The following is a 26,738-nucleotide window of genomic DNA, read 5'->3' on the forward strand; positions in this document are numbered from 1 at the left end:
CTGTGGCGCTTGTTCTGGACCCGTACTCTCGCCGACACGCCCCGAAGGTGTGATCACGCCGTGGTCGAGGGGACTGACGGCGGTCGTGGTCGGGTTCGGGACGTCAGCCGAGGGGCCCGTGTAGGTCAGCCGCCCGGTGTCCGTGTTAACGTCAAAAACCGAAATGGCATCCGCCCGGCGGTTGGCGACGAGAAGATGGCTCCCTTCGGGCACTCGGCATCTCATCCGTGCCACCACTCCCGATCCAGCGAGCGGTACTGAATGGCCTCCGACACGTGCTCGGCCCGAATCGATGCGCTTGCCTCCAGGTCGGCCACGGTCCGGGCCACCTTCAGGATGCGCGTGTAGCCGCGGGCACTGAGGCCAAGCCGGTCGGAGGCCGTGCGCAGTAGGTTCTGCCCTGCATCGTTGAGCGCGCAGTGCTCCTGCACCCGCTGGGCATCCATCTGGGCATTGCTGTAGAGGGCCTCCACCGCCCCAAACCGCTCCGACTGCCGCTCTCGGGCCTGCACCACCCGCTTTCGTACGGCAGCGGACGACTCGCCGGTCCGCTCGGCGCTCATCGCATCGAAGTCCACCGGCGCCACCTCCACGTGCAGGTCGATCCGGTCCATGAGGGGCCCGCTAATTTTGCCGAGGTACCGTTGCACCTGGGCGGGCGTGCAGACGCACTCCTGATTCGGGTCGTTGAGGTGCCCGCACGGGCACGGGTTCATCGAAGCGATGAGCATGAAACGGGCCGGGTAGGTGACGGTCGTCTCCGCCCGGCTGATCGTGATGCGCCCCTCCTCCATCGGCTGGCGGAGGACCTCCAGGACCCGCCGCTGAAACTCGGGCAGTTCGTCGAGGAACAGGACGCCGTTGTGGGCAAGGGAGATTTCGCCGGGGGTCGGATGGGCGCCGCCTCCACAGAGACCCGCGTCGGAAATGGTGTGGTGCGGGGCCCGAAACGGGCGCGTGGCGAGGATGCCGTGGTCGGACGCGAGTTCGCCGCTGACGGAGTGAATCTTGGTCGTTTCGAGCGCCTCGTCGGTACTGAGCGGCGGCAGGATCGTGGGCATGCGGCGGGCGAGCATGGTTTTGCCCGAGCCGGGCGGACCGACCATGAGCGCGTTGTGGCCGCCGGCCGCCGCCACTTCGAGGGCCCGCTTTACGTTTTCCTGGCCCCGCACGTCGCTCAGGTCGCGTCGGTACTGGCGCGCCTGGTCGAAGATCGCGTCCAGATCGTTCGTGTAGGGCTCCGGCGCCGCCGGGCTGTGGGGATCGTGCAGAATGTCAGACGCGTCGGTGACCGTCTCCACCGGGTAGACCCTGAGGTCGTCCACCACGGCGGCCTCCGCGGCGTTCTCGGCGGGGACGAGCACGCCCTCGTACCCTTCCTCCCGCGCCTTCATCGCCATCGGCAGCACGCCGTTGACGGGACGCACGGTGCCGTCCAGGGCCAGCTCGCCCGTGAGCCAGTACCGATCCAGCACGTCCGCCGTGACCGTGGTGCCGCTGGCGGCCACCCAGCCGACCGCCATCGGCAGGTCGAACGCCGCGCTTTCCTTCGGCACGTCCGCCGGCGCGAGGTTGATGGTAATGCGTCCCCACTCTACGGGAATGTCGTTGTTCTCGAGGGCGGCGCGCACCCGGTCGAAGCTCTCCCGCACCGCCGCCCGCGGCAGCCCCACGACCGATAGGCCCCGCATGCCGGAGGCGACGTTCGTTTCGAGCTCGACCGGCAGGGCCTCAACACCGTGCGTCGTGCTACTCCAGACCTGGCTCAACATGAGACGCCGGGGACGTCGGTTCGGGGACGGCGGGCAGGGTCCACAGACACATCGGCTTCACGGGGCATAACGTTCGCCCGGCACGGCCTGCGCCTTCGCGTTTCAAGGCCGCAGCCAGACGGGTGCCCTCGGTGTCCGCCCCCGCCGTCCGCATGAATGTCCCCCCTCGATTCATGCCCCGCTGCCATCCGAGAAGGGGCCGGGTCGCCCGGGCCGACCGTTCAATCTGGGTCTAGTGGGGAGATCGTGGTTCCCTTCCGGACTCCCCCAACTTGCGACGGGCCCAGTAGGATTTGATCGAATCCCAATTTTACTCGTGGGGGGATCCAAGGTGCGGCACCGTGACAGAAGCGCTCGTCCGGGCGTTCCCATACGGAGACTGACGGAGCAACCGGGTCTCGCCAAGCCATGGGTGGCGGGGCTCAACGCGTTGGCCGCCCAGCCGCCCATACAGGGGGGAATCGCGGTACATACTGCATGAACCAGAGGCGCCGTGGCACGGGGCGCGGGGATGCGCCCCGTGCCGGCGTCCTCAGAGGGGACGTCGACAACTGCAAGAGTGTACCCCCCGGGAGAGTTGAATCTTCGAGGCAGGCCCGCATCCACGGACCTGCGGGGCCGGCCTTAGGTCACGATCATCGTGCCCTGCATGGTTGCCCAGTGGCCCGGGTAGGTGCATACGTAGCCGTACTTGCCCGACTCCGACGGCGTCGTGAACGTCACCGATACCGTTTCGCCCGGCTTCGAGATGTCCGTGGCCGCCAATACCGCAGGGTGGTCGGGGACATATTCGTTCGATGCGCCCGCCTGCACGCCGGCCTGTCCCACCTCCTTAAAGGTGCTCTGCTCCGGGGGCTTGTTCATAAGAACCACATTGTGCTGCATCGACGGGCTCGATGCAGTGTTCTCGAACACCAGCTCAATCTCCGTGTCCGCCGGCACCTCGAACTCCGTCTCCTTGTACTTCATCTGATTGCCCTGCGGGTGGATCGTCACCGTCTGGGCGCCGCCTCCGCTCGACTGCCCGGACGCCTGGCTCGCGGATTGGCTCGTGGACCCGGAGGAGGAGCCGCCTCCCTCTCCGCCCCCGCCCCCGCAGGCCGATACCAGCGATCCGGCGCCGAGGCCCGCAATGCCGACCACGCTCAGGCGCTGTAAGAAATCACGTCTCGAAACGTCCTGTTCATTTGCCATAGTGATGCAAAAACCTAGTTTGGGGTCTAGCCGAAGGATGTCAGGTCTCTGTGCTTTGAAAGCCCGCTGCAGTCACGGGGTCCTACCCGTGATTAAGACACCACGAAAAGTAGTTTACTCGACCACGAAGACCGATTGGAGCCAGACGCGCTTCGGCCCTTTTTCTTCACGACAGTAAGGTGAATTGGTAGATTAAGGTCTCACACGCGCAAGGGCATTGAGACAGGGACTCAACGTCGCCACCGTCTTTGTTCAATACTTCTCATTTGCGGGGGAAGTGCACGTGTGTCCAGTCGGATTAACATTGTGTGGTGGGTTTCCCCACACAGATAAATCGTCCAGAGTCGTCCGCACCTCGCCCCCGCACCTGTGAGGTTGATGATCTCAGTCCTACGTTTGCCCGCTTGCTGGTCGCTCGTCCTCTGCGCAATTGGCCTCATGGTCGGCTTCGCCACGCACGCCCCCCCGCAGCGGTACATCGGGCACTTTTCGACCGCCGAGGCCACCCCCGACGGGCACCCATCCGGGTGGCAGACTGTCCGCTTCGGGGACGTAGAGACGGAGACCCGGTACCGGCTCGTTGAACGACCGGTCGGGGGCGACTCCACCGCGGTCGTTCGTGCCGTCAGCGACGGCGGGGCCGCGGGGCTGGGGCGCACACTGACCCTCGACCCGCAACGGTACCCGGTGTTGTCCTGGCGGTGGAAGGTGACCAATGTGCTCGACGAGGGCGACGCCCGAACCAAAGACGGGGACGACTATCCGGCTCGGCTCTACGTTACCTTCGACTACGACCCGAGCAACTTTGGCCTGGTCGATCGCGCCAAGTACGAAGCCCTCCAGGCCCTCGGGTACGACCAGATCCCGACTCGGGCCCTGAACTACGTCTGGGCAAGCCGGGTCGACCGGGACACCATTCTCCCGAACGCGTTCACGGACTGGGTGCAGATGATTCCCGTCGAGAGCGGCTCGACGAAGGTGGGGACGTGGGTTCGCGAACGGCGGGACATTCGTGCAGACTACCGCCGGGCGTTCGGGGGCGCCCCGCCGCCCATCGACGGCGTCGCCATCATGACCGACACCGACAACACCGGCGAGGCGGCCACCGCGTACTACGGCGACATCGTGGCCCGGCGTCCCCCCTCGGTCCAAGATTCGAACCTCGACTGGTCGGACCTGAACGATTGAAACCGTCCGGTCGGGTCGGTCAGCGGGGCCGGTTCTCAGAAGACCATCTGCCCCGGTACGGCCAGGGCGACCGCGGCGCTGTAGGCGTACGCGACGGCGATGGCAAAGGCCACGAGCATCATCATGCCAGGCGTTTGCCCTCGCCGGTCGTCGACGAGGCACCGTCGGCATCGGTGGAACGAGCGCGATCCCAGGCCATGCCGTGGTTAGGTGGGCGAGCACGTCATCGAGAGCGGCGTCAAGTCCCCGTGGGGCGGGCGACGGCCCCCATCATCCCCCACACGAAATCGAATCGATAGCGGAACGCATCGGGCACATCGAAAGTGGCGTGCCCCAGCATGGTCGTCAGGGCCGGAAGGGTATAGCACGTCTCGTACGCCGGGTCGATATGCCGGAGCACCCGGTCCATGACGCGACACGTCCAGTAGTCCCGGCACCAGTCGAGGAGCACGAGGCGGCCGCCGGGCCGCAGGACACGGCGCACCTCCCCCAGCACGGCGACGGGATGGGTGAAGTAGTGGAACGTATTGGCGCAGGCCACGACGTCGAACGTGTCGCCGGCGAACGGCAACTCGTGGGCGTCGGCCCGCTCGATGCGCGCGTTCGGCACGTCGGCCAGTTTGTGACGCGCCCGCTCGACCATCTTCGGCGCCAGGTCGACGCCCCTCAACGCAGCCCCCGGCACGTCCTTCGCGATGCGCCGGAGCAGCTCGCCGGTCCCACAGGCCAGATCGAGCATCCGCTCGTTCGACTCCGCGTCGGCCATCCGCCGCACCACCGGCAGAGTCCCGTTCATGTATCGGGCCCAGAACCAGTCGTAGACCCTCGCCCAGGCGTCGTACTGGGCCGAAACGGACGAATCCTGACGGGACGAATCAGTCATCGGGGGGCACGAGCAAGGACCAACGTGACGAACCGCGTGCGGATCAGCGCCAGACGAGCCCCCCAGGGGCAAAAGTCCCTCCGTGGAGTCGCCCCACGAGGCCCGCGGTTTTCTCATTGCCCCCTACGGATGCTACTCGTCGTCCGGGGCCGTCACACGCAGGGTGCCCTCCATGCCCATCTCGTAGTGCTTCCGTCCGCCCGTCGTCTCGAAGCACGCGATGGTGTACGTGCCCGCCTTGGCGGCCGGGAGGGTGAAGGTCATAGACCCGCGTCCGCCCGGCGGCAACTCGAACTCGTTCTCGTGGTGATCCCCCTCTTCCGCCTCGTCATGCTCCCCCTCTTCTTCGTCGGCGTGGCCGCCGGGCTGCTTGTTCTTCTCGATCGAGACGCCCTCGAAGAGATTTTGCTCGAATCCCTCCTTGTCGCCGGCTACGAGGGACCCCACAACGAAATAGTGCTCCACGGTGCCCTCGTTGGTAAATTGCAGCGTGACCGGTTCCCCCGCGGGGAGAGTGAGCGTGGACGGTTCATAGGCGTGATCCGTCATCGTGACCTCAATTGTATCGGCGGAGGGAGAGACGCTCCGGAACAGGCGGTCGGTCGGGGCGGCCTCGGGGCCACGAGCGGCGAGCCCCAGGACGAGACCGGCACTGAGCCAGGCGGCCAAGGATCGCCAATGGAAGACACGGACGGGCATCATAAGGGTAGTGGGTGCGGTACGTGAACGGACGGGCGCGTCGCAAAGAGGTATGAAATGCCGATGGGCTGGATCCGCCCCGGGCCTAGGCCGTCGCCACGGCCTGCTCGCCTCCAAGCGGCACATTTAGGCGCCGCAGCCGCAGCGCATTCCCCACGACGAAGAGGTCGGAGAACACCATGGCGAGGGCCGCCAGGGCGGGCGACAGCAGCAGGCCGAACGCCGGGTAGAGCACGCCCGCCGCCACGGGAATCAGGAGCACGTTGTACGCGAAGGCCCAGAACAGATTCTGTTTGATGTTGCGGAGGGTGGACCGCGACAGGTGCACCGCGTTGGGGACGCCGCGCAGGTCCCCGGCCATTAGGACGATGTCGCCGCTCTCGATGGCCACGTCGGTGCCGGTGCCGATGGCAATGCCGACATCGGCCTGGGCCAGGGCGGGCGCGTCGTTGATGCCGTCGCCCACGAACGCGACCGTCCGTCCCCCTGCCTGAAAGTCGTCCACCGCCGCGGCCTTCTCGTCGGGCAGCACCTCGGCCTGCACGCGGTCGATGCCGAGCTGGTCGGCAATGGCCCGGGCGGTGCGCTCGTCGTCGCCCGTAACCATGGCAACCTCAATGCCCAGGGTGTGCAGGGCGTCGAGCGCCGCGGGCGTCGACTCCTTAATGGGGTCGGCCACCGCCACCACGGCGGCCAGCGTCCCGTCCACCGCCACGTACAGGGGCGTCTTGGCGGCGTCGGCCAGGCGGTCGGCCGTCTCTTCGGCCCCGGCGGGAATCGCAACGTCGTGCCGTTCCATGAGGCGGGCGGCCCCCACCGCGACATCGCGCTCCTCCACGGTGGCCCGCACGCCGTGTCCGGGGATCGCTTCAAAGTCCGTCGCGTCCGGCAGGGCGAGCCCCCTCTCCTCGGCCCGGGCCGCCAGCGCCGCCCCAATCGGGTGCTCGGACTGGGCCTCTACGGCGGCCGCCCAGCGAAGCACGTCCGTCTCCCCGAATCCATCTCGCGGGCGCACGTCCGTCACTTCGGGCCGGCCCTTCGTGAGCGTGCCGGTTTTGTCGAGCGCCACGAGGTCCGCCGCGTGGAGGGCCTGCAGCGCGTCGCCCTCCCGGACGTACACGCCCAGCTCCGCCGCGCGCCCCGTCCCCACCATCACCGAAATCGGCGTGGCGATGCCCATCGCACAGGGACACGCAATGATAAGGACGGATACGGCGGAGACCAGGGCGTATGTGAGCACCGGGTCCGGCCCCCACACCATCCAGACGCCAAAGGTGAGGGCGGCCGTCGCCAGGACGAACGGGACGAAGACCCGGACCACCCGGTCGGCGAGCGACTGAATGGGCGGGGCCGATCCCTGCGCCTGCTCCACCATCTCTACGATCTGGGAGAGCACCGTCTCCTCCCCCACCCGCGTGGCGCGGAAGGTGAAGCTGCCCGTCTTGTTGATGGTACCCCCCACGACCTCGTCGCCCTCCCCCTTGCTCACCGGGTCGGGCTCGCCGGTCACCATCGACTCGTCGACATACGAGGAGCCATCCACCACTTCGCCGTCCACCGGCACCTTTTCGCCGGGCCGCACCCGAACCACGTCGCCCGGCCCCACGTCGCGCACGTCCACCTCGACCGCCTCCCCGTCGCGAATGATCCGCGCGGTGGTGGCCTGCAGGTCCAACAGCGAGCGGATCGCGTCGCTGGCGCGCCCCTTGGCGAGCGCCTCCATGTAATTGCCTGCCAGAATCAGAGTGATGATCGTCGCGGCGGCCTCGTAGTAGACGTGAACGGTTCCCTCCGGCAGCACGGTCGGGAGAAAGGTCGCCACCACCGAGTAGCCGTACGCCGCCGAGGTGCCCATCATCACGAGTGTGTTCATGTCGGGGGCGCCGCTCTTGAGCGCAGGCCAGCCGTGCTTGTAAAAGTAGCGCCCCGGCCCAAACTGCACCACCGACGTCAGGGCAAACAGCACGTAGTACAGCGTCTGGGTGGACACCTGATCGGTGATCCAGGCCTCCATCGCCGGGATGTGCATGAAGCCCATCTCCAACACGAATACCGGAAGCGCGAAGGCCAGCGCCCAGAGGAACCGACGCCTCATCGACCGCTGCTCGTCTTCTCGGGCCTGGTTCTCCACATCGGCACGGTCGCCCCCCTCTTCCGTCCCACCCCCCTCGTAGCCGGCGTCGCGAATGGCCTGCGTGAGGTCCGTGCGCTCGGTTGCACCCGGCACGTAGCGCACCGTGGCGCGGTCGGTGGCGAGATTCACAGTCACCTCCAGCACCCCCTCCACCGCGCCCAAGGCGTCTTCGACGCGGGAGACGCACGAGGCGCAGGTCATCCCCTGCACCGTGAGGGCCGTTTCGGCGGTGCGCACCTCGTAGCCGCTGTCGGCGACGGCCTGCGCCAGTTTCCCGACCGGCACCTGTCGCCCCTTTTGGAGCCCCACTCGAGCCCGCTCGGTTGCAAAGTTGACACGGGCCTCCGCCACCCCGTCAACACCCGCGAGCGCCCCCTCCACGCTCTTCGCGCAGGAGGCGCACGACATGCCCTTTATGGGCAGCGTCAGGCGCTCTCCTCGCTCCCCGGAGGAATGGCCCTCCCGACGTTCGGAAGGGACCGGCTCGACCGCACAGGCGTCCCCCTCGGCGGACGGGGCGTGGGAGGGAGCGTCTGGTGGCGACGTCTCAGTCTCGGGAGAAGGGCGACTCATGGATTAGACCGGGGCCCATTTATCAGCGTGTGAGGCGTTTCTGCATAGGGTACCCCCCTATACTACAAGCAGACCAGCCAGGTTTCAATTGCCCCCGAGTTCCGCGGGCCGCGTCCTCGGGGCGTGCCAAGAACCCGTACAGTCCGGAACCCCGCCGCAGGAGCGCCAATAGAGCATCCCGTCGTCACGCTTGGGCCCTCCGGCGCCCATGGTCGACGTCCCCCCGATCGGTTTCTTCTCGCCCATCTGTCCGTCGTCATGATTGTAGTCACAATTCTCAACGCCCAAGAGCTCGCTCGCCGCCAGATGGGAGCCCGTGCCGCTCAAGCCTCCGGGGCCGGGGTCGACATCGAATCGGCCGTCCGGAACCAAATGGCCGACCACCTGGAGGAGGGATTTCAGAGCCGCGGCATCGAGGCCTACGTCGACACGAAGGGGGCCCGGAAATTGGAGATCACCGTTGAGGACGCCACGGAAGCCGCGTGGCAGCAGGGATACCTTGCCTGGTTGGTCGCCAAGTTCGTCCCGAGCACCGTCGAGCAGAACCTTGCCCCGGAGGTCCGCGACCGCCTCAACGACCAGGGCATCGAGGCGGAGGTCGAGGTGGAATAGGCCGCCGGTTCCCCACTGTGCCGCGAAATCCCGTCGACAGACCACGCGATCCCCTCTCGGTGGCCGTTCCGCTCCTTCCGGACCTCTCATCTCGCCTGGAAACCGAGGAGTGGATGGATGATTTTTCGATCGCGGACGCTCGTCTCACGCGGGCCCTCCGCGACCTCCGACGCATCAACCGGTTGCTCGGAGGGTACCGGGCCACGGATCGCGCCCTCGACCCGGCGCTCAGGCACCACGATCGCCTCCGTCTGCTGGACGTGGGGTGCGGGAGCGGAGACCACTTGGTCCACCTGGCCCGGCGAGGCGAGCGCTTCGGGTGCACCCTGGACCTCATCGGCGTTGACGCCAACCCCGTCACGGTGGGCCATGCCCGGGCCCATCTCGACCAACACCTGCCCCCCCGTCTTCGGAACCGGGTCCGTGTCGAGATCGGGGACGCCCAAGCCCTTTCCCACGATGCCGGGGCCGTCGACATCGCCCACGCGGCCCTGTTTCTGCATCACTTTCACGGCCCCTCGGCGGTCCGGGTGCTTTCGGAGATGCAGCGGGTGGCCCGGCACGGCCTTCTCGTGAACGACCTCCACCGGCACCTCCTCGCCTATGTGGGGATCTGGGGCCTCAGCCGCGCCCTCGGGCTCGCCCCGATGGTGCAGCACGACGGGCCCGTGTCCGTCCGGCGCGGGTTTCGTCGGGCGGACCTCCACACCCTCGCCCGGGGCGCCCGGCTGCCCGTCCCAACCGTCCGGTGGCATTGGGCCTTCCGGTGGACCCTGTCGACGCTCGACCTCGATGCGTGACGGACCCGCGCCGAAAGACGTTTCCATTCTGTGACGGACGGGTCCGCGACCGTCGGGAGCCAACCGGCCGGTTGCCAGTTGCTTGAGCCCATTGCCATTCGCAACCAACGTCCCTTCATGCCCTACGATGCACTCGTAATTGGCGGTGGCCTGTCGGGGTGTAGCACCGCACTCCAACTGGCCCGCGAGGGCCACGACGTGCTCCTGGCCGAGCAGTCAACCTATCCGCGCCAGAAGCTGTGTGGGGAGTTCTTGTCGCCGGAGGCGCAGTCCTCGTTTCGACGCCTCGGCGTGCTCGACGACGTTCGCGCCGCGGGGGCAGAACCCATCGGCCGGACATGCCTGACCACCTCCAGCGGCGCCACAACGTCCCACTCTCTTCCCGATGCGGCCCTTGGCTTTAGCCGCTACCGGCTCGATCAACTGCTCTTCCAAAAGGCCTGCACGATGGGGGTCGAAGGCCGCTCCGGGACCCGGGTTACAAACATCCGTGGTGGTCTCCGGGACGGGTTCGTAGCAAGCGTCGGTGGCGATTCTGTGGAGGCCCGTCTCGTCCTCGGGGCGCACGGCCGCAGGAGTCGACTGGACCGGTCGTTGGAACGGCCCTTTTTGTCGGAAAACACGCCGTACGTGGCCTTCAAGGCCCACTACGCCGGCCCCACCGCGGCGGCCCTGGAGAACACGATTGAACTCCACAGCGCCCCGGGCGCGTACTGCGGGCTGTCTCCGGTCGAGGGGAACCGCATCAACGTCTGTTGGATCGGACGCACCGACGCCCTCAAGGACGCCGGCGGGTCGCCCGAGGGCATGCTCAACACCACCCTCCGCCAGAACCCGGCCTTCGACGAGCGGCTCAGCGGACTCACGCGTGTCAGCGACCGCTTCGAGGCGGTGAGCCAGGTCCCCCTCATGCCGAAATCCCGGTTCGCGGATGACGTGTGCATGATCGGGGACGCCGCGGGCATGATTGCCCCGCTCTGCGGCGACGGGATGGCGATGGCGCTCCGGACCGCGGATCTGGTGAGTCCGCTGGCGTCCGACTTTCTCAACGGACGGCATCCGGCCCACGCGTTCCGGACGAGCTACGAAACCGCCTGGACCGACACGTTCGGCCAACGCATGCGGTTGGGGCGGTGGATCCACGCGGCGGCGTTTCGTCCGGGGGCCGCCTGGACCCTGGTCCAGAGCTGTCGGCTGCTTCCGCCGCTCGCGCAGTGGATCATCCGTAGCACCCGGGGGCGGCAGGGGGCCCTCGCCGGTGCAGGGGCTCCGTGATGAACCCGTTGCTCCGAGTGAAATGAATGTCGCGCACAGGCCCGAACGTTCTACCGGGCCGCCGCACGACGAAGGCGGTCGTTGAGCGCCCGCCCCAGTCCGTTGGGCGGTACGGTCTGGGCATAGATGACCTCAACCTCGTTCTCGTCGCAGGTCCGAAAGATATGGAAGAGGTCGTGGGCGTAGGCTTTCACGCTCTCCTCGACATACACGGCCCCGAGGGCGTCCGGATGGGGGGGCACATCGAGCCCAACGTACGCGTGGCGGTCCCCGGAGACGGCCTCCGAGGGATCTTCGACGAGCCGCACCTGAGCGGACGGCGCGTAGTGCCGGTGACGCGTGCCCGGGCTCCGCGGGGCCTCATCCGCGTCCGAGGAGGGCACCTGCACTGCACCCAGGGCGCGACGAAGGGACTCGACCGACACGGCCCCGGGACGAAGCACCGTGGCGGGGTCTGTGGTGCAGTCCACGACCGTCGACTCAACCCCGGCGTCCGTGCGCCCGCCCTGTAGGATGCAGTCGATGCGCCCCGCCAGGTCGTGCTCTACGGCCTCCCAGCTCGTCGGGCTCGGCCGGCCCGACCGGTTGGCCGACGGCGCCGGCACCGGCGTGTCGCACGCCTCCAGAAAAGACTGCGTCAGCGGCAGACGCGGGACGCGAACGCCCACCGTCTCCAGCCCCGCCGTGACGACCGAGGGGAGGTCTTCGTGCTTGGGCAGAATGAGGGTCAGGGGGCCCGGGGCGAAGGCATCCAGGAGATGCTGCGCGACAGAGGGGACGCGGGCCGCCACCTGCCCAATCTGGTCCCGGCGTCGGAGGTGGACGATCAGCGGATTGTCGGCCGGACGGCCCTTGGCCTCAAAGATGCGCCGCACGGCGTCCGGCTGGAAGGCGTCCGCCCCGAGCCCGTAGACCGTTTCGGTGGGAAAGGCGACCAGCTCGCCGCGGCGAAGGCGATCGGCCGCCTCCGTGGGAGAAGTCGTGCGTGTGGTTGCCACAGGAAAAACCAACAGCGAGTTCGAGACGACTGCCCGGGCGGGCACTACCGATGCGGTTGACTTTCCTCCCCATCTTCTCTTAGCATCGAAGGGACGCGTCTTTCCGACCCGGCCCTCGTTCCCATGCCTTCCGACACGACCCCTCGTGGTGAGCAAACGTCTACGCCAGAGCTTGCCTTGGGCCCAGCGCCGAGCCGTTCGGAGGTGACGAGCACCCTCATCGAGGCCGCCCGTCGGGTTTTGCGGCGCCGGTTTCGGGTAGTGCTGCTCATCCGGGATGCCTATGCCCACCTAGAGGCCAACACCGACGCCCTCACGGCCGTGTGGACGGACCTGCGGGCCGCCCTCCGCCTTCTGGTGGCCTGGACGCGCCGGTCGTACCGAAAGGTTTCCACGACGTCCCTGGTGCTTCTGGTGGCCGCCCTCTTGTACTTCGTCACCCCAATCGATGCCATTCCCGACCCCCTCGGGGCCCTCGGGTTCGTCGACGACCTTGCCGTCGTTCAGACGGCCGTGGAGACGGTGCGCGACGAGCTGGATCAGTTCCGCAGCTGGGAGGAGAGACAGCGCCTTCCGGCATCATCGTAGCCCCCGCGCCCTTCTCCATCCGAGCCCACGGCCGTTTATGTTTACCTACATCCTCCTCGCCCTGATCGCCGGGCTTCTCACCGGCATGTTGATCGCCTGGTACCGTCGCAACAACTAGCCTCCCCGCGCTAGGGGACGATCCGCTCCCCCTCCTCGTCCTCTACGATTAGTGCATCCACCGGACACAGGGCCGCTGCTTCCTCCAAGCGTCCCTGTTCAATGTCGGGCGTTTCGTCCTGAAAGTCGACGATGTTGTCTTCCCGAATCACGTAAATCTCGGGCGCGATGTTCGTGCAGTTGCCCGATCCAATGCAGAGGGTCCGATCGATGCGAACCGTCTGGCCGCTGATTTCTCGTTCGCGGGTGTCAGCCATGCTTCTAGGGGTGGGTATCAAGATGCTAGAACAGAGTGGGTTTCCTGTCTCAGTGCCACGGGCGGCGCCCCCGCACGTTCCCCTTTTGCCGCGTTTCGTCGCGCGTCTCACGAGGGGCTAGGGGGCTTTGCGGAGGAATCCGTCCGCCCCTCACGGGTCAGGAGCTCACGTCCACGCCCTCCGAGTCCGACGAGGCGGCACTGGCCTCTGCGTCCCCGTCCAGGCCGAGCGTCTCGTCGAGGATGTTGCCCGCAATCTGAATGAAGTCCTGCTCGGTAATGATGCCGACCAGTCGGTTCTCGCGCACCACGGGCAGGGCCCCGATTTCGTGCTCGCGCATGAGCTCCACGGCCTCCAGGGTCGGGCGGTCCGGGGACACCGAGATGGGATCCTCGACCATAATCTCTCCCACCGGCACGCCGCCCTCCGGCTGCTCGGTCCGTTCGGCCATGTGGCGGAGAAGGGTGCGGTGGCTTACGAGTCCCACCAGCCGGTGCTCTTCGTCCTCCACGAGGACGTGGCGGATCTTTTGCCAGTCCATCAGCCGTGCCACAAACTCGATCGATTCCTTCTCGTGGACGGTGAAGGGATCGGTGGTCATGTAGGCCTCCACGTTCGTTTCCTGCATGCCGGTCGGGGTATACCCCTCCTCCAGGGTCGCCAGGGACCACTCGTGGACCGGGTGCCCCTCCTTCTGACGCTCCACCATCCCTCGCGTGAGCGCCCCGAGGCGCTCGGCCCGCGACCCGACCTCCTCCATGCGGGCCAGGGAGTCGAGTTGCCACTGCGCTCCGGTCTGCTGGGTTTCTACGCGTTTCTGGATGACCCCGAGGTACCGATCAATGTCCGACGATGCAATATCGGAGGTTCGGAGGCCCTCCTCCGCCAGCGGGATGAGGGTGTCGAGAATCAGCTCGTGGGCCGGGCGGTTGCTGCCGTCCAGCCACGTAAACTGGGAGGCCAGGCCGCTCCGGGCGGCCGCGTTGAAGTTGTATCGGGCCTCGTAGAAGTCGATGTGCTCGGACACGTCGCGGTACTCGTGGGCCAGCCCCGCCACGAGCCCGTACCAGAAGACCGCGTTTGCGATCTCGTCGATGACGGTGGGCCCGGACGGCAACACCCGATTCTCGATCCGTAGGTGGGGCTTCCCGTCGGTGATGCCGTAGCAGGCGCGGTTCCAGCGATACACGGTGCCGTTGTGGAGCTGCAGGGCCTTGAGATTAGGCACCCCCCCTGCCTCCAGCGTCTCCAGCGAGTCCTCGCCCAGCTCCGTCGTCAGGAGCACCCGGAAGCGGGAGATGTCCTCCTTGAAGATCTCCATCACCGACTCGTCCACCCAGTCCGTGCCGAAGTGCACGCGAGGGCTCATCTCTCGCAGGTACAAGTTGGTCGACCGCGTATCGACGGCCTGCTGGAAGAGGGCAATCCGGGTCTCGCGCCAGAGCCGCTTGCCGAAGAGAAGCGGCGAGTTGGTGGCCGCGGCGAGGCATGGGGCCGCCACCACCTGGGCAATGTTGTAGTAGCGCGGAAACTCCTCCGGCGACACCTGGAAGTGCGTCTGAAAGCTCGTGTTGCACCCCTCCAGCATGATGGAGTCGTGCTTCACGAACAGCTCGTCGATGCCGCGGATCTGATACTGCCCCGCCCCGCCCCGCAACCGGGAGATGGCGTCGTTGAGGGCGTAGTAGCGCGGCCGAGGGGTCATGTAGTCCATTGCGAAGTCCGACAGGTGGGCCGTGGGCAGGATGCCCGTAAGGGCAATCTCGCTGTCCACCTGTTGCGTAAGGCCCCGCACTGTCTCGACCAGCTCGGACGTCGACGCCTCCATCTGCTGGAAGCAGTCCCCCCCAAACCGAAGCGGGTCCATGTTGAACTCCACGTTGTACCGCGTCAGCTCCGTGACGATGCGCTCGTCGCTGTTTCGCTCGAGGACCTCTTCGATGACGGGCGCCGGGTCGCCCCGCTCGTCTACCATGAAGAGCTCCTGCTCGGCCCCAATGCGGCGCGTTCCGCTCTCAAACATGTCCTCGTGGAGCATGAGCTCCAGCGCCCGGACATCCCGCATCAGGTGATTTGTAAACTTGCGGAGCTTGGAGGGCTCCGCGTCCCGGCGTACGTTGTGTTCACCCATGAGTGAGTATGAGGTCTTGTTGGCTACAAAACGACGCACCCCACCGGACTCGTCGGCCGGAAGGAGTTCCCAAATTTGGCGCAGGGCGTTCGGACACTGGCTGCAAGGTAGAAACGGTTCCTCGTCATTATCAAATCAAAATGAACCACGTCCGTGCCGCGTCCGTCGAAATGCAGGGTCCCATGGCCCCCCGGTCTGTATCCCGTTCGCATTGGCCCTCCCTCCACGCATGGACGTTCGCTTGCCCTCCCGGTTGGCCCCGCCCCTGGGCGCAGTGCTCCTGTGTACACTCCTGATGGGCGGGCCGCCGCCCACCGTTGCGTCTCCGGCTGTGCTCTTCCCGTCCGCCGACACCACGTCCCCCCGGGCTCGGCGGCTGCTCATTCAGGGCACCACCGAGGCGCAGTTGGGGGACTACGAGGAGGCCATTTCCCACTTTGAGGCGGCGCTGGAGCAGGTGCCAGAAGCTCCGGTCCTGCTCCTAGCCCTCGCCGACGCGCATGAGGCCCAGGGCGCCCTCTCCACCGCCCTCTTCTATGCGCGGCGGGCCCAGACGCAAGGATCGCCTCGTCCGTCGCCCTACCGGCGCCTCGCCGAAATGCAGCGGGCTGCTGGGGACCCGGCCGCAGCCCTCCGCACCTACCAGCAGCTTCTCGACCACGTCCCCAACGCCAACGACGCGCACCGGGCCCGGGCGGCAATTCAGGCGGACCTAGGGCGGACGAAGGGCGCCATTCAGTCCTACGAAATATACCTCCAGCGCGCCGATTCGCCACCGATCGACGTGTATCGTCGGCTGCTTTCCCTCTACCGCAAAACGGGCGACAAAGACGGGGTTGAGACCACCCTTCGAACCCTGGTAGAGCGGCGGCCCACTGTTCGTTCGTACCAGCGTCGCCTCGGGGAATACTACGCAGACGAGGGGCGGCCCCGGAAGGCGCTTGCCCTGCTGGCTCCGTTGGGGCGGCAGTTCCCCAACGACGAAGCCCTTCGGCGGCAGGTCCAACGGCTCGCCCGCCAGACCGGGCAATCAATTGCCTCCCCCACTCAGCGGGCGCAGTCGGACTCGACCCGCTCTCAGAGCGCATCCCCGGATGCGCCCCTGCGCCGTGCCCGGTCGATGTACGACGCAGCGACAGCCTCGTCCCCGCCCGACACCGCACAGCTGCGGGCCGCGGCGGGGGTGTTGCGGGATGTCTTGCATCAATCCCCCGACACTGAAGCGGCCCTTTCCCTCCAGGCCGAGCTCTACCAGGCATGGGGCCGCCCCGAGGAGGCAGGGCGGGCGATGGAGCGGCTTTTGGATCTCACCCCCCGGGCCCCAGGCCGATGGGTGCGGACCGCACAGACGTACCAGCGGGCGCACCTGTACGCTCGTGCCGCCGGGGTGGCCGAAGAAGGATTCCTGCTCTTCCCCGGACACATGCCCCTGGCCCGCACCGCCGCGTTCGCACGTCTTCGCACAGGCGACCCCGCCAAGGCCCGACGCCACTTTCAGGATGCCCTGTCTCTCCTCGGCGACTCCACCGGCGCCGCGGCAGAAGCCGTCTTGCACGCCGGCCTCGGGCTCGCCAAGAGCCGGCTCGGGCGGCCCCGGGAGGCCGACGACGCCCTGAAGAACGCTCGCGCCCTCGCCCCCCAGCATCCACAGGTGGTTCGCCTGTATGCCCGAAGCCTCGCCCGGCAGGACGACCGGCTGGACCAGGCCCTCGACCTCGCAGAGCAGGCAGTGGAGAATGCCCCGGATTCGCCGTCGGCCCACCGCGCGCTGGGACAGGTGCAGTTTCGGCGCGACGAGCTGGAGGCCGCGCGGCGTCACCTGCGCATCGCCCTGGACGCCGGCGGCCCCTCTGCCACGCTCTTGGAGCGGCTGGGCGACGTGGAGGCGGCGCTGGGCAACGACACGGCAGCCCAAACGTATTGGCAACGCGCGCTGGACCGCAATCCCGATCGCTCGTCCCTGCGCGAGAAGCTTGCCGTGCCTGCGAACTCGTAGCCGTCTTCCTGTTCTCTCCTGAGCGGCACTCGTAGTCTCTTGATCTCAAGGTTCCATCTCGATCTTGACGTCCTCCCCGGTCCCTTCCGCCTCCCGTGCGCTCCTGCTCACACTGACGTGTGCTCTTTTTCTCATCGGATGCGGCAGTTCGTCGCCGAACACCGCCCCGCGCCTCCCCGACGCCTTTCCCGACCACTCGGTCGATCAGATCCGGACCCAGATTACGAGGGGGACCGACACGATTCGGGGCTACACCGCGAAAGCGCGGGTCCGCGTCCAGACCCCCAACCAGACCCAATCGTTCAACGCCGTCATTCATCACCGGCGGGCCGACTCCCTGTTCATGCGCCTCAGCCTGTTCGGGATCGAAGGGGGACGCCTCCTCCTGACGCCCGACAGCGTATTTTTCTACGACACGCGCAACACCGTATTGCGCGTGGGGCCGGTGGAGGCCGTCCAGAAGCTCTTCCCCGCCCCGGTGTCGTCGGACCAGTTCTTCGACAACATGCTCGGGGTGCTCGCCCCGGCCGCCCGCCCCGCATGGTCGCTACAGTCCGACAGCACCCTGTACTACCTGTCGGACGCCACGGACCGGGAGCGCTACACGGTCGACCCGGCCCACTGGCGCGTCGTCCGGTACGAAGAGCGCTCGGCCACCGGAACCGTCCGTCAGAAACGGCTGTTTTCGCAATTCCGACGGGTGGAGGACGTGTTGTTGCCCGCCCGCCTGATCTTTCAACAGCCGTCCGACGACCTCCGGGCCGTGGTGAACTACGAGGAGATGACCCTCAACCCGTCGGGGCTTTCCTTCTCCCTCGACGTGCCCGAGCAGGTGCCCCGTCGGAGATTTCAGTAGCGGGATAACGCCCCGGGTTCGCTCCCGCCATCAACCGCCGACCGATCGCTCATCCACGGATGCGTTCTCCCTGGCCGCCACGACAAATCGCCCAGTGGGCAGTGCGGGCCGGCCTCGTCGTGCTTCTCGCCCTCGCGGGGCCCGTCGCGCCTCCGGCCGCGCACGGACAGGACGCTTCATCCCGACGCGAGACCACGGAGCAACGCCTCGACCAACTCCAGCAGCAGATCCAGCAGGAGCAGCAGCGCCTCCAGAAAACAGAAAAGGAGGCGGAGTCGACCCAGGAGCAGCTCGAATCGCTGCAACGCGAGATTGCCCTCCGCGAAAAGCTGGTGTCGACCTACCAGGCCCGTCTCGACGAGCTGGGCCGGGAGCGCTCGCGCCTCCGCGACACGCTGTCGACCCTGCAGACGCGCCTCGAAACGCTTCGGAAGGACTACCGGGACCAGCTCGTCCACGCCTACAAATACGGGCGCCTGCACGACCTGGCCCTGCTGCTCGCCTCCCGGTCCATCAACCAGATGCTCATCCGTGCGCGGTACCTGCGGCGGTTCGCCACCGACCGTCGCCGGCAGCGGAGTGCCATCCAGACGGCCGCGGGCGAGGTCCGCTCCTCGCGCGAACAGCTGGCCGAAAAGCGGGCCGAGACCCGGGACCTCCTCGCCGAGGCGCGCACCGAGCGCACAAACCTGCGGGCCCTCGAACGGGAGCGGCGACAGGTCATTGACGAGCTGCGGGCCCGGCGCTCCGAGCTCGAACAGCAAATCGAGCAGAAGCAGCGGCAGGCCCAGCAACTCGAACAGCGCATCCAGAAGCTCGTGGCCCGGGCCAAGCGCGAGCAGGCCGACTCGGGCATGGAGGCCGAGGTTGCCGCCAACCTCTCCGCCTCGTTTCAGGCAAACCGCGGGGCCCTGCCCTGGCCCGTAGAGGGGGCCGTCACGACCGACTTTGGCAATCAGGTGGACCCCGTCCATGAAACGACGACGTACCACCCCGGCATCCTCATCGCGACTTCTCCCCGCAGTCCGGTCCGGGCCATCTTCGACGGCACGGTGACCGGAATCGACTTCGTGCCCGGGTACGGCACGTACGTCGTCATCCAGCACGGCGAGTACCTCTCGGTCTACAGCAACTTCTCCACCCTGTCGATCGCCGAGGGCAACCAGATCGAGGCGGGGCAGGTCATCGGCCAGTCCGGCACCGAAAGCGAGCCGCGGGGCGCCAGCCTCTTCTTCGGCCTCGTAAACCGATCATCGAGCGAGTTTGTGGATCCGTCCGGATGGCTCTCGGTCCGTTAATTCCGCGAATGCCGTCCCATCGGATTCACGAAAACCTTTTCCCCCACAGGAAGCGGCCATTTGGGATTGCTGAAGGGCGGGGCGTATCTTGCCAAGCACCTTATTCGCCTACACATGCGACCAACTTTTTCTCGCCCCTATGGCTACGGACTACGATTGCGTGATTGTCGGCAGCGGCCCCGGCGGCTACGAAACGGCCATCCGGGCCACCCAGCTCGGCATGGAGACGGCCATCGTTGAGAAGGACAAGCTCGGCGGCGTCTGCCTGAACGTCGGCTGCATTCCGACGAAGGCCCTCCTCAAAAGCGCCGAGGTGATGGCCGAGACCAGCCACCTCGACGACTTCGGGCTGGAGCTGGACGGGTCGGTCTCCCCCGACTTCCCGAGCGTCATCGAGCGCAGCCGCGGGGCGGCCAATCAGATGAACCAGGGCGTCCGGTTCCTGATGCAGAAAAACGACATCGACGTGCTGCGCGGCCACGGCCGCCTGACCGCGCCGGACACCGTCGAGATCGAGCCGTCGGTCAACATGGACGGGGAGGAGGTCGGGGAGGCCCGCACCGTCACGGGCGAGCACATCATCCTGGCCACTGGCGCCCGGCCGAACGAGCTCCCCTTCCTCCCGATCGACGGGGAGAAGGTAATGAGCTCCAAAGAGGCGATGCTCCAGACCGAGCAGCCCGACTCCCTTGTGATCGTCGGCGCCGGGGCCATCGGGGTCGAGTTTGGGTACTTCTACCACCACATGGGCACGGACGTCACCATCATCGAGGTGCAGGACCGCATGGTGCCCGCCGAGGACAAGGACGTGTCCAAGGAGCTGGAGAAGGCCTACACGAAAATGGGCATCGAGGTCATGACCGGGGCCAACGTCAAGGGCGTGGACAAGGACGCCGAGCCCCTCCGCGTGGAGGTCGAGACCGGCGGCAGCACCGAACACATCGAGTGCGACCAGGTCCTCTCCGCCGTCGGCGTCGTGGGCAACGTGGAGGACATCGGCCTGGAGACAGTCGGCGTCGAGACGGAGGGCGGCGACATCGTGGTCGACGACTACTACCGGACCAACGTCGACGGGGTGTACGCCATCGGCGACGTCACCGGCGCCCCCTGGCTTGCCCACAAGGCCAGCCACGAGGGCATTCTCTGCATCGAGAAGATCGCGGGCCACGACGTGCGGCCGATGGACCCGAACGACATTCCGGCCTGCACCTACTGCCAGCCGCAGATCGCCTCGGTGGGCCACACCGAAGAGGAGGCCAGGGAGGCCGGCTACGACGTGAAGGTTGGCACCTTCCCGTTCAAGGCCAACGGGAAGGCCGCCGCGCTGGGCCACCAGGAGGGCTTCGTCAAGACCATCTACGACGAGAAGTACGGCGAGCTGCTGGGCTGCCACATCATCGGGGAGGACGCCACGGAGCTGATCTCGGAGGTCGTCGCGGCGCGAACGCTGGAGACGACGGGCCTGGAGATCATGGAGTCGATGCACCCGCACCCGACCCTCTCGGAGACGGTGATGGAGGCGACCCGCGAAGCCTACGGCCAGCCGATCAACATCTAACTCCGTAGGATATTTCAGCACTCAAAGCCCCGTTCTCTTCGGAGAGCGGGGCTTTTTTTGTTGCGCCTTCTGTGAAACCTTCCACACCTGCTCCGATGTAGTCGATTGTCCGATTCCCACATATCCCGGTTGCTACACGTTTCCACGCCATGACCGAAACGACTCGGAATCGCCTTCTCGGATTGCTCCTTCTTCTAGTGGGAGCCGTGGGAATACTGCTCATGTCCGGCGTCTCTCCGGGGGGCGGCAAGCTGCCGTGGTTTCTTGCCGGTTGTTGTCAGGGCCTGGGGGCCGTCTTGCTGCTTACCGGCACGCCGCCCTGGCACTCGGCCCGGTGGCGGGCCTCCTGGCATCCACTGCGTCCTCCCAACTGATGCGCCCGTCGCATTTCCTCGTTCGTTGGCCCCATCCCTCACCCATGATGAACGCTCAAGAGCGTCTTATTGGTGCCCTCCTTCTCTTCGGGGGACTGGCCGTGCTCTTCCGAGCGGCCCTTCCCGATGCGGTCAGGGTCCTTCTCATCGGAGTGCTCTCGGCGGGCGTTGTCTTTGTAATTGCCCCCGCCTGGGTGCGGTGGCGGTGGACCACCCTGCAGGAGTGGCTCTCTCTTCGATAGCCCGGCGCTACTCTTGTCGGAGCACCCACCCCTTGGGATCCACCTGCACGTCCGCGCCCGCCGGAACCTGAACCTGCCCCTCCCCCCCAGTCATCGCCACCCGCCGGGTCGAATCCCGGACGCGGACCGGCACCGGCACCTCAAACGCGGCGTCGCCCGTGTTCGCCCACTGCAATCGGAGCGTTCCGTCCGCCCGACGCGTCTCCAGTACGGGAAGGCCGGACTGATAGAGGTAGACGTCAAAGAACGCGTCGAGCGACCGGCCCGAGACCGACTCCGCGAGCCGGACGAAGTCCGCTGTCGTGACGTGGCGAAAGGACGGCCTCTCGTCACGCGTGCGCCCCCCCGCATCGGCAAACCGGCGCAGGAGGGTGCGCAGGGCCTTCTCCCCGACGACGTACCGCAGCGTGTGGAGGGTGAGGGCCCCGCGGTTGTACACGTCGCCGTGATAGATCTCCTCGGCCGACGTCGGATCGCGGCGGGCAATCGGCGTGCCGCCGGTCATCGCCTGTCGAAAGTCGTCGATGCGCGCACGATAGGCGCCGTGCCCCCGACGGGCCTCCGCGTACAGGGCCTCCAGGTACGTGGCCGTGCCTTCGTGGAGCCAGAAGTCCTTCCAGTCGGCCACCGTCACGAGGTTGCCGTACCACTCGTGGGCCAGTTCGTGAAAGTGAAGGGCGTCGAAGGAGGCGCCATAGCCGAGCCCGCCGGGCGTAAAGTCATGCCCGTACGCAATCAGCGACTGATGCTCCATGCCCAGAAAGGGCGACTGGGCAAGCCCGTACTTGTCCGCCCGCGGGGGGTAGGGCCCGAGCGTCTCCTCCAGGAAGCGCACCTGGTCCAGAAAGCCCGGCAGGGCGCGGGCGGCCCGGGCCGAGTCCGACGGGAGCACGTAGGCCGACACCGGCACGTCCTGGCCGCTGGTGCTGGCGTAGGCGGTGTCGAGGTGAACGTACGGCGCCGCGTTGAGGGTCACGTTGTACGTGTTGATCGGCGTAGACACGTGCCACCGGTAGGTCTCCGTCGAGTCCGACGCCCGCTCGACCGATCGGAGGCGCCCGTTGGAGGCGGCAACGAGCGAGTCGGGCACCGTGAACGCGAGGTCCATCGAGTCCGGCTCGTCGGAGGGATGGTCCTTCACCGGCCACCACAGGTCGGCCCCTTCCGTTTGGCACGACGTCGCGATCCAGGGCGCGCCCGCCGGGGTCTCCTCCCACGTCAGGCCGCCGTCCCAGGGCGGATTCGGGGCGACACGGGGACGTCCCTCGTACGCCACCCGCGCGTGGAGGGTGTCGCCGGCGGCATACGACCGGCCCAGGTCGATCCAGAGCTCGTTCCGGCCCTCCTTCCGCTCCACAGAACGACGTGTGCCCCGCTCTCCGATCTCCCAGGCCCGCCGCACGGACAGACGGCGGTCGAGATTGAGGACCAGGACCTCCAGCGGCTCCTCGACGACCGCCCGCACCTCGACCGTCCCTTCAATTCGCTCGCGGGCCGGGTCCACCGCGACGTCCAGGTCGTAGTGAAATACATCGTAGGCCGCCTGCTCGGGCGGGAGCGACCCGCCCGAATCCTGCGCCGAGGTGGAAGAGCACCCCCCAAGCCCCGAGAAGAGCAGGAGCAGCACGAGGATCCGGACGGAACGGCGACAGACCATTGAGGCAGTGGATCGAAATGACAGAGCTCCCCCGCCGCCGGCTCTCAGGCCGCCGCTCATCGACCGGTCAAGAAGATTTCCGCGTACGCCCAGACGCTGCCCAGGGCGAACCCGCAGGCGCTCCCCACGAGCCCGACGAGGAGAACATCGAATAGAAAGAGGCCGGTTCCGTGCATCGTGAGCGGATCGTACAGAAACACGGACACAGTGAGCACCGCGCAGGCCGGGATCGTAATTTTATTTTTTTCGCGGATGAGCCGATATTCGCCGGACAGCCCCGACACGCGATCGACGACCTCTTTGCGCACTCGCACCTTCTCCGCACTGCGCCACCGCTCCGCGAACGACCGCCGTCGGCCGCGCCCGCTCGCCCCCTCGTCGTCCGAGGAGTCTCCGTTGCGGGCGCCCCGCGACCAACGCTCGTCCTCCGAATCGCTCAGGGTCTCGAAGGCCTCTCGGACCCGCAAAAACTCGCGCTGGGCCTCTTCTTTTTCCCCCTCGTCGGCCTGGTCGGGGTGGCACTCCAGCGCGCGTCGGCGGAACGCGTGCTTGATTTCCTCCTGGGACGCCCCCGGGTTGATCCCCAAAATGTCGTGGTACGTGCTCATGGCGCCACGCAACCGGCTGCAACGGACAGGACTCGTGCCCCTTCGTGGTTCGTTGAACCCGTCCGCGGACCGTCTGTTGCGGCGCGGTCAGTCCGCCAGCGTCTCCTTCATCTCCGCCAGCTTCATGAGCGCCTCGACCGGCGTGATTCGGTTCGGATCGATCTCGCCGAGCATCTCCTTGATCTCTTCCGCCGCCGGGTCCGGCTGCCCGAAGAGGTGCATCTGATTGGCCTGACTGTCCTCCAGGTCCGGCACCGCGTCGGCCTCGCCCTTCTTGGCACGCACCCCGTCCCCCGAGGGCGGGTCCTCCGAGGGCGGGTCCTCCGAGGGGGCCCCGTCCGCCTCGTCGGCCCCCACCTCCAGGTGCTGGCTCTCCAGGTTCTGGAGGACCTCCCGAGCCCGGGCGATCACCGCGTCCGGCAGGCCCGCCATCTTCGCCACCTCGATGCCGTAGGAGTGATCCGCGCCCCCCGGAATGAGCTTGCGGAGGAAGACGATCTCGCCCTCGTGCTCGCTCACCTGGATGCGGTAGTTGTGCACCCGCTCCAGGCGGTCGGCCATCGCGTTGAGCTCGTGGTAGTGCGTAGCGAAGAGGGTCCGCGCCGCCACCTCGGGCCGCTCGTGCAGGTACTCCACGATGGCCCAGGCGATCGAGAGGCCGTCGAACGTGGACGTGCCGCGCCCCACCTCGTCGAACAGGATGAGCGACCGGGCCGTGGCGTTGTTGAGAATGTTGGCCGCCTCGTTCATCTCGACGAGGAACGTGCTCTCCCCCGCCGCGAGGTTGTCCGACGCCCCGACGCGGGTGAAGATGCGGTCCACCACCCCAATCTGGGCCGCCTCGGCGGGCACGAACGATCCCACCTGCGCGAGCAACACGATGAGCCCAACCTGCCGCAGGGCGACGCTTTTCCCGGCCATGTTGGGCCCCGTGATGATGAGGACCTGCTCGTCGTCCGGGTCGAGGGCCATGTCGTTCGGAATGAACGGGTCGCCCGGGGGAAGCGTCTGTTCCACCACCGGGTGCCGCCCCTCCTCGATGTCGATCGTGAGCCCGTCGTCCACCGACGGCCGCGTGTAGTCGTGCTGCTCGGCCACCTCGGCCAGGCCCGCGAAGCAGTCGAGGTGCGCCAGGAGCTCGGCGTTCTCCTGCAGGATGCCCGTCTGCTGGGCGATTTGGGATCGGAGCTCGTTGAAGAGCTCCTGCTCCAGCGTCTCGATTTTCTCCTCCGCCGTCAGGATCTTCTCCTCCATCTCCTTCAGCTCCGGCGTCACGTAGCGCTCGGAGTCCACGAGCGTCTGCTTGCGGATGTAGTCCTCGGGCACCTTGTCGGCGTGGGTGTTCGTCACCTCGATGTAGTACCCGAAGACCTTGTTGAAGCCGACCTTGAGGGACGGAATGTCGGTGCGCTCGCTCTCTTCCGTCTCCAGGTTGGCCACCCAGTCCTTGCCCTCCTGCGCGATGGTGCGCAGTTCGTCGAGCTCCTCGGAGTAGCCGTCGCGGATGAGGCCGCCTTCGCTGATCTTTGCCGGCGGGTCGTCCACGAGGGCGCTCTGGATCCGATCGACCATCTCGGGACACGAACGCAGGTCGTCCTCGATGGCGCCGAGGGCGTCCGAGTCGGCGTCCGTCAGGAGGCCAAGGACATTCGGTAGGCGGCGGAGCGTATGCTTGATCGCAATCAGGTCGCCGGGGGCGGCGCGGCCCGTGGCCACCTTGCCGGCCAGCCGCTCCAGGTCGCCCATCTGGTTCAGCTCCTCGCGGAGGTCGTCGCGCAGGGTGCGGTCGTCGACGCAGGCCTCCACGGCGTCCAGGCGGTGCCGGATACGGCCCACGTCGCGGAGGGGGCGCACCAACCAGGCCCGGAGGCGGCGCCCGCCCATCGGGGTTTCCGTCTCGTCGAGGATGCTCACGAGCGTCCCCTCGTGCCCGTCGTCCTGGATGGACTGCACGAGCTCGAGGTTGCGCTTCGTCTCCGGGTCGAGCGCGATGTGCTCGTCCTTCGAGTAGCGCTTGATCTTGCGGACGTGGGGCAGCGCCCCCTTTTGCGTCTCGCCTAGGTAGTGGAGCGCCGCGCCCGACGCCACCACGCCCAGGTCCATGTCGTCCACCCCAAACCCCTTCAGCGAGTGGGTCTCGAAGTGCTCCAGGAGCGTCTGGTACGCGAAGTCGTACTTGAAGACCCAGTCCTCCTGCTCGGTCACGGTAAACGGCACCTCCCGGAGGTGCTGCTGGAGGCGCTCTGTCTTGCGCTTGTCCACGATCACCTCAGAAGGAGCCACCGTCTGGATGAGGTCCTGCAGCTGGTCGAGGCCGGCCTCGGTGACGCTGAACTCGCCCGTGGTGGCGTCGATGAAGGAAAAGCCGATGCGGTCCTTGTCCCGGCCGGTGCCGAAGTGGAGGGCCGCCAGAAAGTTGGACTGCTTCGGATTGAGCAGCTGGTCGTGGAACGAGACGCCCGGCGTCACCACCTCCACCACATCGCGGTCCACGACCTTTCCGCTCGAGTCGTCGGCGTCCTCCACCTGCTCGCAGATGGCCACGCGAAGGCCGGACCGGATGAGCTTGGGCAGATGGCTATCGAGGGCGTGGTGCGGAAAGCCTGCCATCGGGACGTCGTCGGCGTCGCCGTTGTTGCGCTCGGTGAGCGTAATCCCGAGGAGCCGGCTGACCGTCTTCGCGTCGTCGTCGAACGACTCGTAGAAGTCGCCCATGCGGAACAGGAGGATCGCCTTCGGGTGGCGCTCCTTGATCTTATAGTACTGCCGCATGAGGGGCGTGCGCCCGCGCTGCTGGGTGCTGGACTGAGCCATGAAGGTCCGGGATCAACAAAAACTGATTCGAGAGGGCGCCCTCGGTCACGCGACGAGGGGCGGGGCCTGCAGAACGACAGGGAAAGTCTGACAGAAAGGACGCCGGTCGCCTCC

General features: G+C 67.1%; 21 protein-coding genes and 1 pseudogene. 10 read left to right on the top strand and 12 right to left on the bottom strand.

What is annotated here, in order from left to right; translation table 11 throughout:
• Positions 1-96 precede the first annotated feature (96 nt).
• From SRU_RS16040 to SRU_RS08395, 3 genes and pseudogenes are all read right to left on the bottom strand, one after another.
• Positions 97-225, bottom strand: a pseudogene (locus tag SRU_RS16040) (beta-propeller fold lactonase family protein); the annotation flags it as partial.
• Entirely contained in the window at positions 222-1,772 is a 1,551-nt protein-coding gene (locus SRU_RS08390) for a YifB family Mg chelatase-like AAA ATPase (RefSeq protein ID WP_011404336.1), read from the bottom strand. The gene SRU_RS08390 and the pseudogene SRU_RS16040, both read right to left, overlap by 4 nt.
• 624 nt (positions 1,773-2,396) lie before the next feature.
• Complete coding sequence (locus SRU_RS08395) at positions 2,397-2,966, bottom strand: plastocyanin/azurin family copper-binding protein (protein WP_011404337.1); 570 nt, start codon at positions 2,964-2,966, stop codon at positions 2,397-2,399.
• Positions 2,967-3,362: 396 nt separating this feature from the next.
• Here SRU_RS08395 and SRU_RS08400 point away from each other — a divergent pair, with 396 nt between their 5' ends.
• Positions 3,363-4,154, top strand: a complete 792-nt coding sequence (locus SRU_RS08400) for a DUF3047 domain-containing protein (protein WP_237701684.1) — start codon at positions 3,363-3,365, stop codon at positions 4,152-4,154.
• Between the two features lie 238 nt (positions 4,155-4,392).
• On the opposite strand, the gene SRU_RS08405 is transcribed toward SRU_RS08400, so the two are convergent.
• The 3 genes from SRU_RS08405 to SRU_RS08415 all read right to left on the bottom strand — a co-directional run bounded on the left by SRU_RS08405 (position 4,393) and on the right by SRU_RS08415 (position 8,443).
• Positions 4,393-5,037, bottom strand: a complete 645-nt coding sequence (locus SRU_RS08405; protein WP_112904085.1) for a class I SAM-dependent methyltransferase — start codon at positions 5,035-5,037, stop codon at positions 4,393-4,395.
• Between the two features lie 132 nt (positions 5,038-5,169).
• Positions 5,170-5,706 (bottom strand): cupredoxin domain-containing protein, encoded by a 537-nt coding sequence (locus tag SRU_RS08410; RefSeq protein ID WP_237701685.1) that lies wholly within the window; start codon positions 5,704-5,706, stop codon positions 5,170-5,172.
• A 115-nt stretch (positions 5,707-5,821) separates the two neighbouring features.
• A complete protein-coding gene (locus SRU_RS08415; RefSeq protein ID WP_011404341.1) occupies positions 5,822-8,443 on the bottom strand; it encodes a heavy metal translocating P-type ATPase in 2,622 nt (873 codons plus the stop codon).
• 258 nt (positions 8,444-8,701) lie between these two features.
• Here SRU_RS08415 and SRU_RS08420 point away from each other — a divergent pair, with 258 nt between their 5' ends.
• The 3 genes from SRU_RS08420 to SRU_RS08430 all read left to right on the top strand — a co-directional run bounded on the left by SRU_RS08420 (position 8,702) and on the right by SRU_RS08430 (position 11,130).
• Positions 8,702-9,055: a hypothetical protein gene (locus SRU_RS08420; protein ID WP_043552343.1), complete on the top strand. Its 354-nt coding sequence runs from the start codon at positions 8,702-8,704 to the stop codon at positions 9,053-9,055.
• A gap of 113 nt (positions 9,056-9,168) precedes the next feature.
• Entirely contained in the window at positions 9,169-9,855 is a 687-nt protein-coding gene (locus tag SRU_RS08425) for a methyltransferase domain-containing protein (RefSeq protein WP_164923590.1), read from the top strand.
• Between the two features lie 117 nt (positions 9,856-9,972).
• Entirely contained in the window at positions 9,973-11,130 is a 1,158-nt protein-coding gene (locus SRU_RS08430) for an NAD(P)/FAD-dependent oxidoreductase (protein WP_011404343.1), read from the top strand.
• 50 nt (positions 11,131-11,180) lie between these two features.
• On the opposite strand, the gene SRU_RS08435 is transcribed toward SRU_RS08430, so the two are convergent.
• Positions 11,181-12,128: an L-threonylcarbamoyladenylate synthase gene (locus tag SRU_RS08435; RefSeq protein WP_043552347.1), complete on the bottom strand. Its 948-nt coding sequence runs from the start codon at positions 12,126-12,128 to the stop codon at positions 11,181-11,183.
• Positions 12,129-12,251: 123 nt separating this feature from the next.
• Here SRU_RS08435 and SRU_RS08440 point away from each other — a divergent pair, with 123 nt between their 5' ends.
• Positions 12,252-12,716: a YkvA family protein gene (locus tag SRU_RS08440; RefSeq protein WP_011404345.1), complete on the top strand. Its 465-nt coding sequence runs from the start codon at positions 12,252-12,254 to the stop codon at positions 12,714-12,716.
• A gap of 128 nt (positions 12,717-12,844) precedes the next feature.
• Here SRU_RS08440 and SRU_RS08445 read toward each other — a convergent pair whose 3' ends face one another.
• Positions 12,845-13,090 (bottom strand): ferredoxin, encoded by a 246-nt coding sequence (locus SRU_RS08445; protein WP_043552351.1) that lies wholly within the window; start codon positions 13,088-13,090, stop codon positions 12,845-12,847.
• Between the two features lie 157 nt (positions 13,091-13,247).
• Entirely contained in the window at positions 13,248-15,221 is a 1,974-nt protein-coding gene (locus tag SRU_RS08450) for a CBS domain-containing protein (protein WP_112904091.1), read from the bottom strand.
• A 229-nt stretch (positions 15,222-15,450) separates the two neighbouring features.
• Between SRU_RS08450 and SRU_RS08455 the strand changes: the two genes are divergently transcribed.
• The 5 genes from SRU_RS08455 to SRU_RS08475 all read left to right on the top strand — a co-directional run bounded on the left by SRU_RS08455 (position 15,451) and on the right by SRU_RS08475 (position 21,545).
• Complete coding sequence (locus tag SRU_RS08455; RefSeq protein ID WP_237701686.1) at positions 15,451-17,217, top strand: tetratricopeptide repeat protein; 1,767 nt, start codon at positions 15,451-15,453, stop codon at positions 17,215-17,217.
• A 64-nt stretch (positions 17,218-17,281) separates the two neighbouring features.
• On the top strand, positions 17,282-18,073 hold the full coding sequence (locus SRU_RS08460) for a DUF4292 domain-containing protein (protein ID WP_011404348.1): 792 nt from the start codon (positions 17,282-17,284) through the stop codon (positions 18,071-18,073).
• A 59-nt stretch (positions 18,074-18,132) separates the two neighbouring features.
• Positions 18,133-19,371, top strand: a complete 1,239-nt coding sequence (locus tag SRU_RS08465; RefSeq protein WP_011404349.1) for a murein hydrolase activator EnvC family protein — start codon at positions 18,133-18,135, stop codon at positions 19,369-19,371.
• A gap of 139 nt (positions 19,372-19,510) precedes the next feature.
• Entirely contained in the window at positions 19,511-20,929 is a 1,419-nt protein-coding gene (lpdA, locus tag SRU_RS08470; RefSeq protein WP_165443449.1) for a dihydrolipoyl dehydrogenase, read from the top strand.
• 418 nt (positions 20,930-21,347) lie between these two features.
• Positions 21,348-21,545, top strand: coding sequence for a hypothetical protein (locus SRU_RS08475; protein WP_112904095.1), 198 nt, complete (start codon positions 21,348-21,350; stop codon positions 21,543-21,545).
• Between the two features lie 7 nt (positions 21,546-21,552).
• Here SRU_RS08475 and SRU_RS08480 read toward each other — a convergent pair whose 3' ends face one another.
• The 3 genes from SRU_RS08480 to mutS all read right to left on the bottom strand — a co-directional run bounded on the left by SRU_RS08480 (position 21,553) and on the right by mutS (position 26,624).
• A complete protein-coding gene (locus SRU_RS08480; protein WP_011404351.1) occupies positions 21,553-23,202 on the bottom strand; it encodes a M1 family metallopeptidase in 1,650 nt (549 codons plus the stop codon).
• A 56-nt stretch (positions 23,203-23,258) separates the two neighbouring features.
• Positions 23,259-23,810 carry a J domain-containing protein gene (locus SRU_RS08485; protein WP_011404352.1) on the bottom strand — a complete coding sequence of 184 codons (552 nt, stop codon included), beginning with the start codon at positions 23,808-23,810 and terminating at the stop codon, positions 23,259-23,261.
• 87 nt (positions 23,811-23,897) lie between these two features.
• The gene (gene mutS, locus SRU_RS08490) at positions 23,898-26,624 is read right to left on the bottom strand and encodes a DNA mismatch repair protein MutS (protein WP_011404353.1); all 2,727 of its coding nucleotides are present in this window, start codon (positions 26,622-26,624) and stop codon (positions 23,898-23,900) included.
• Positions 26,625-26,738: the final 114 nt, after the last annotated feature.

It is taken from the genome of Salinibacter ruber DSM 13855, from assembly GCF_000013045.1.
Taxonomy (GTDB): domain Bacteria; phylum Bacteroidota; class Rhodothermia; order Rhodothermales; family Salinibacteraceae; genus Salinibacter; species Salinibacter ruber.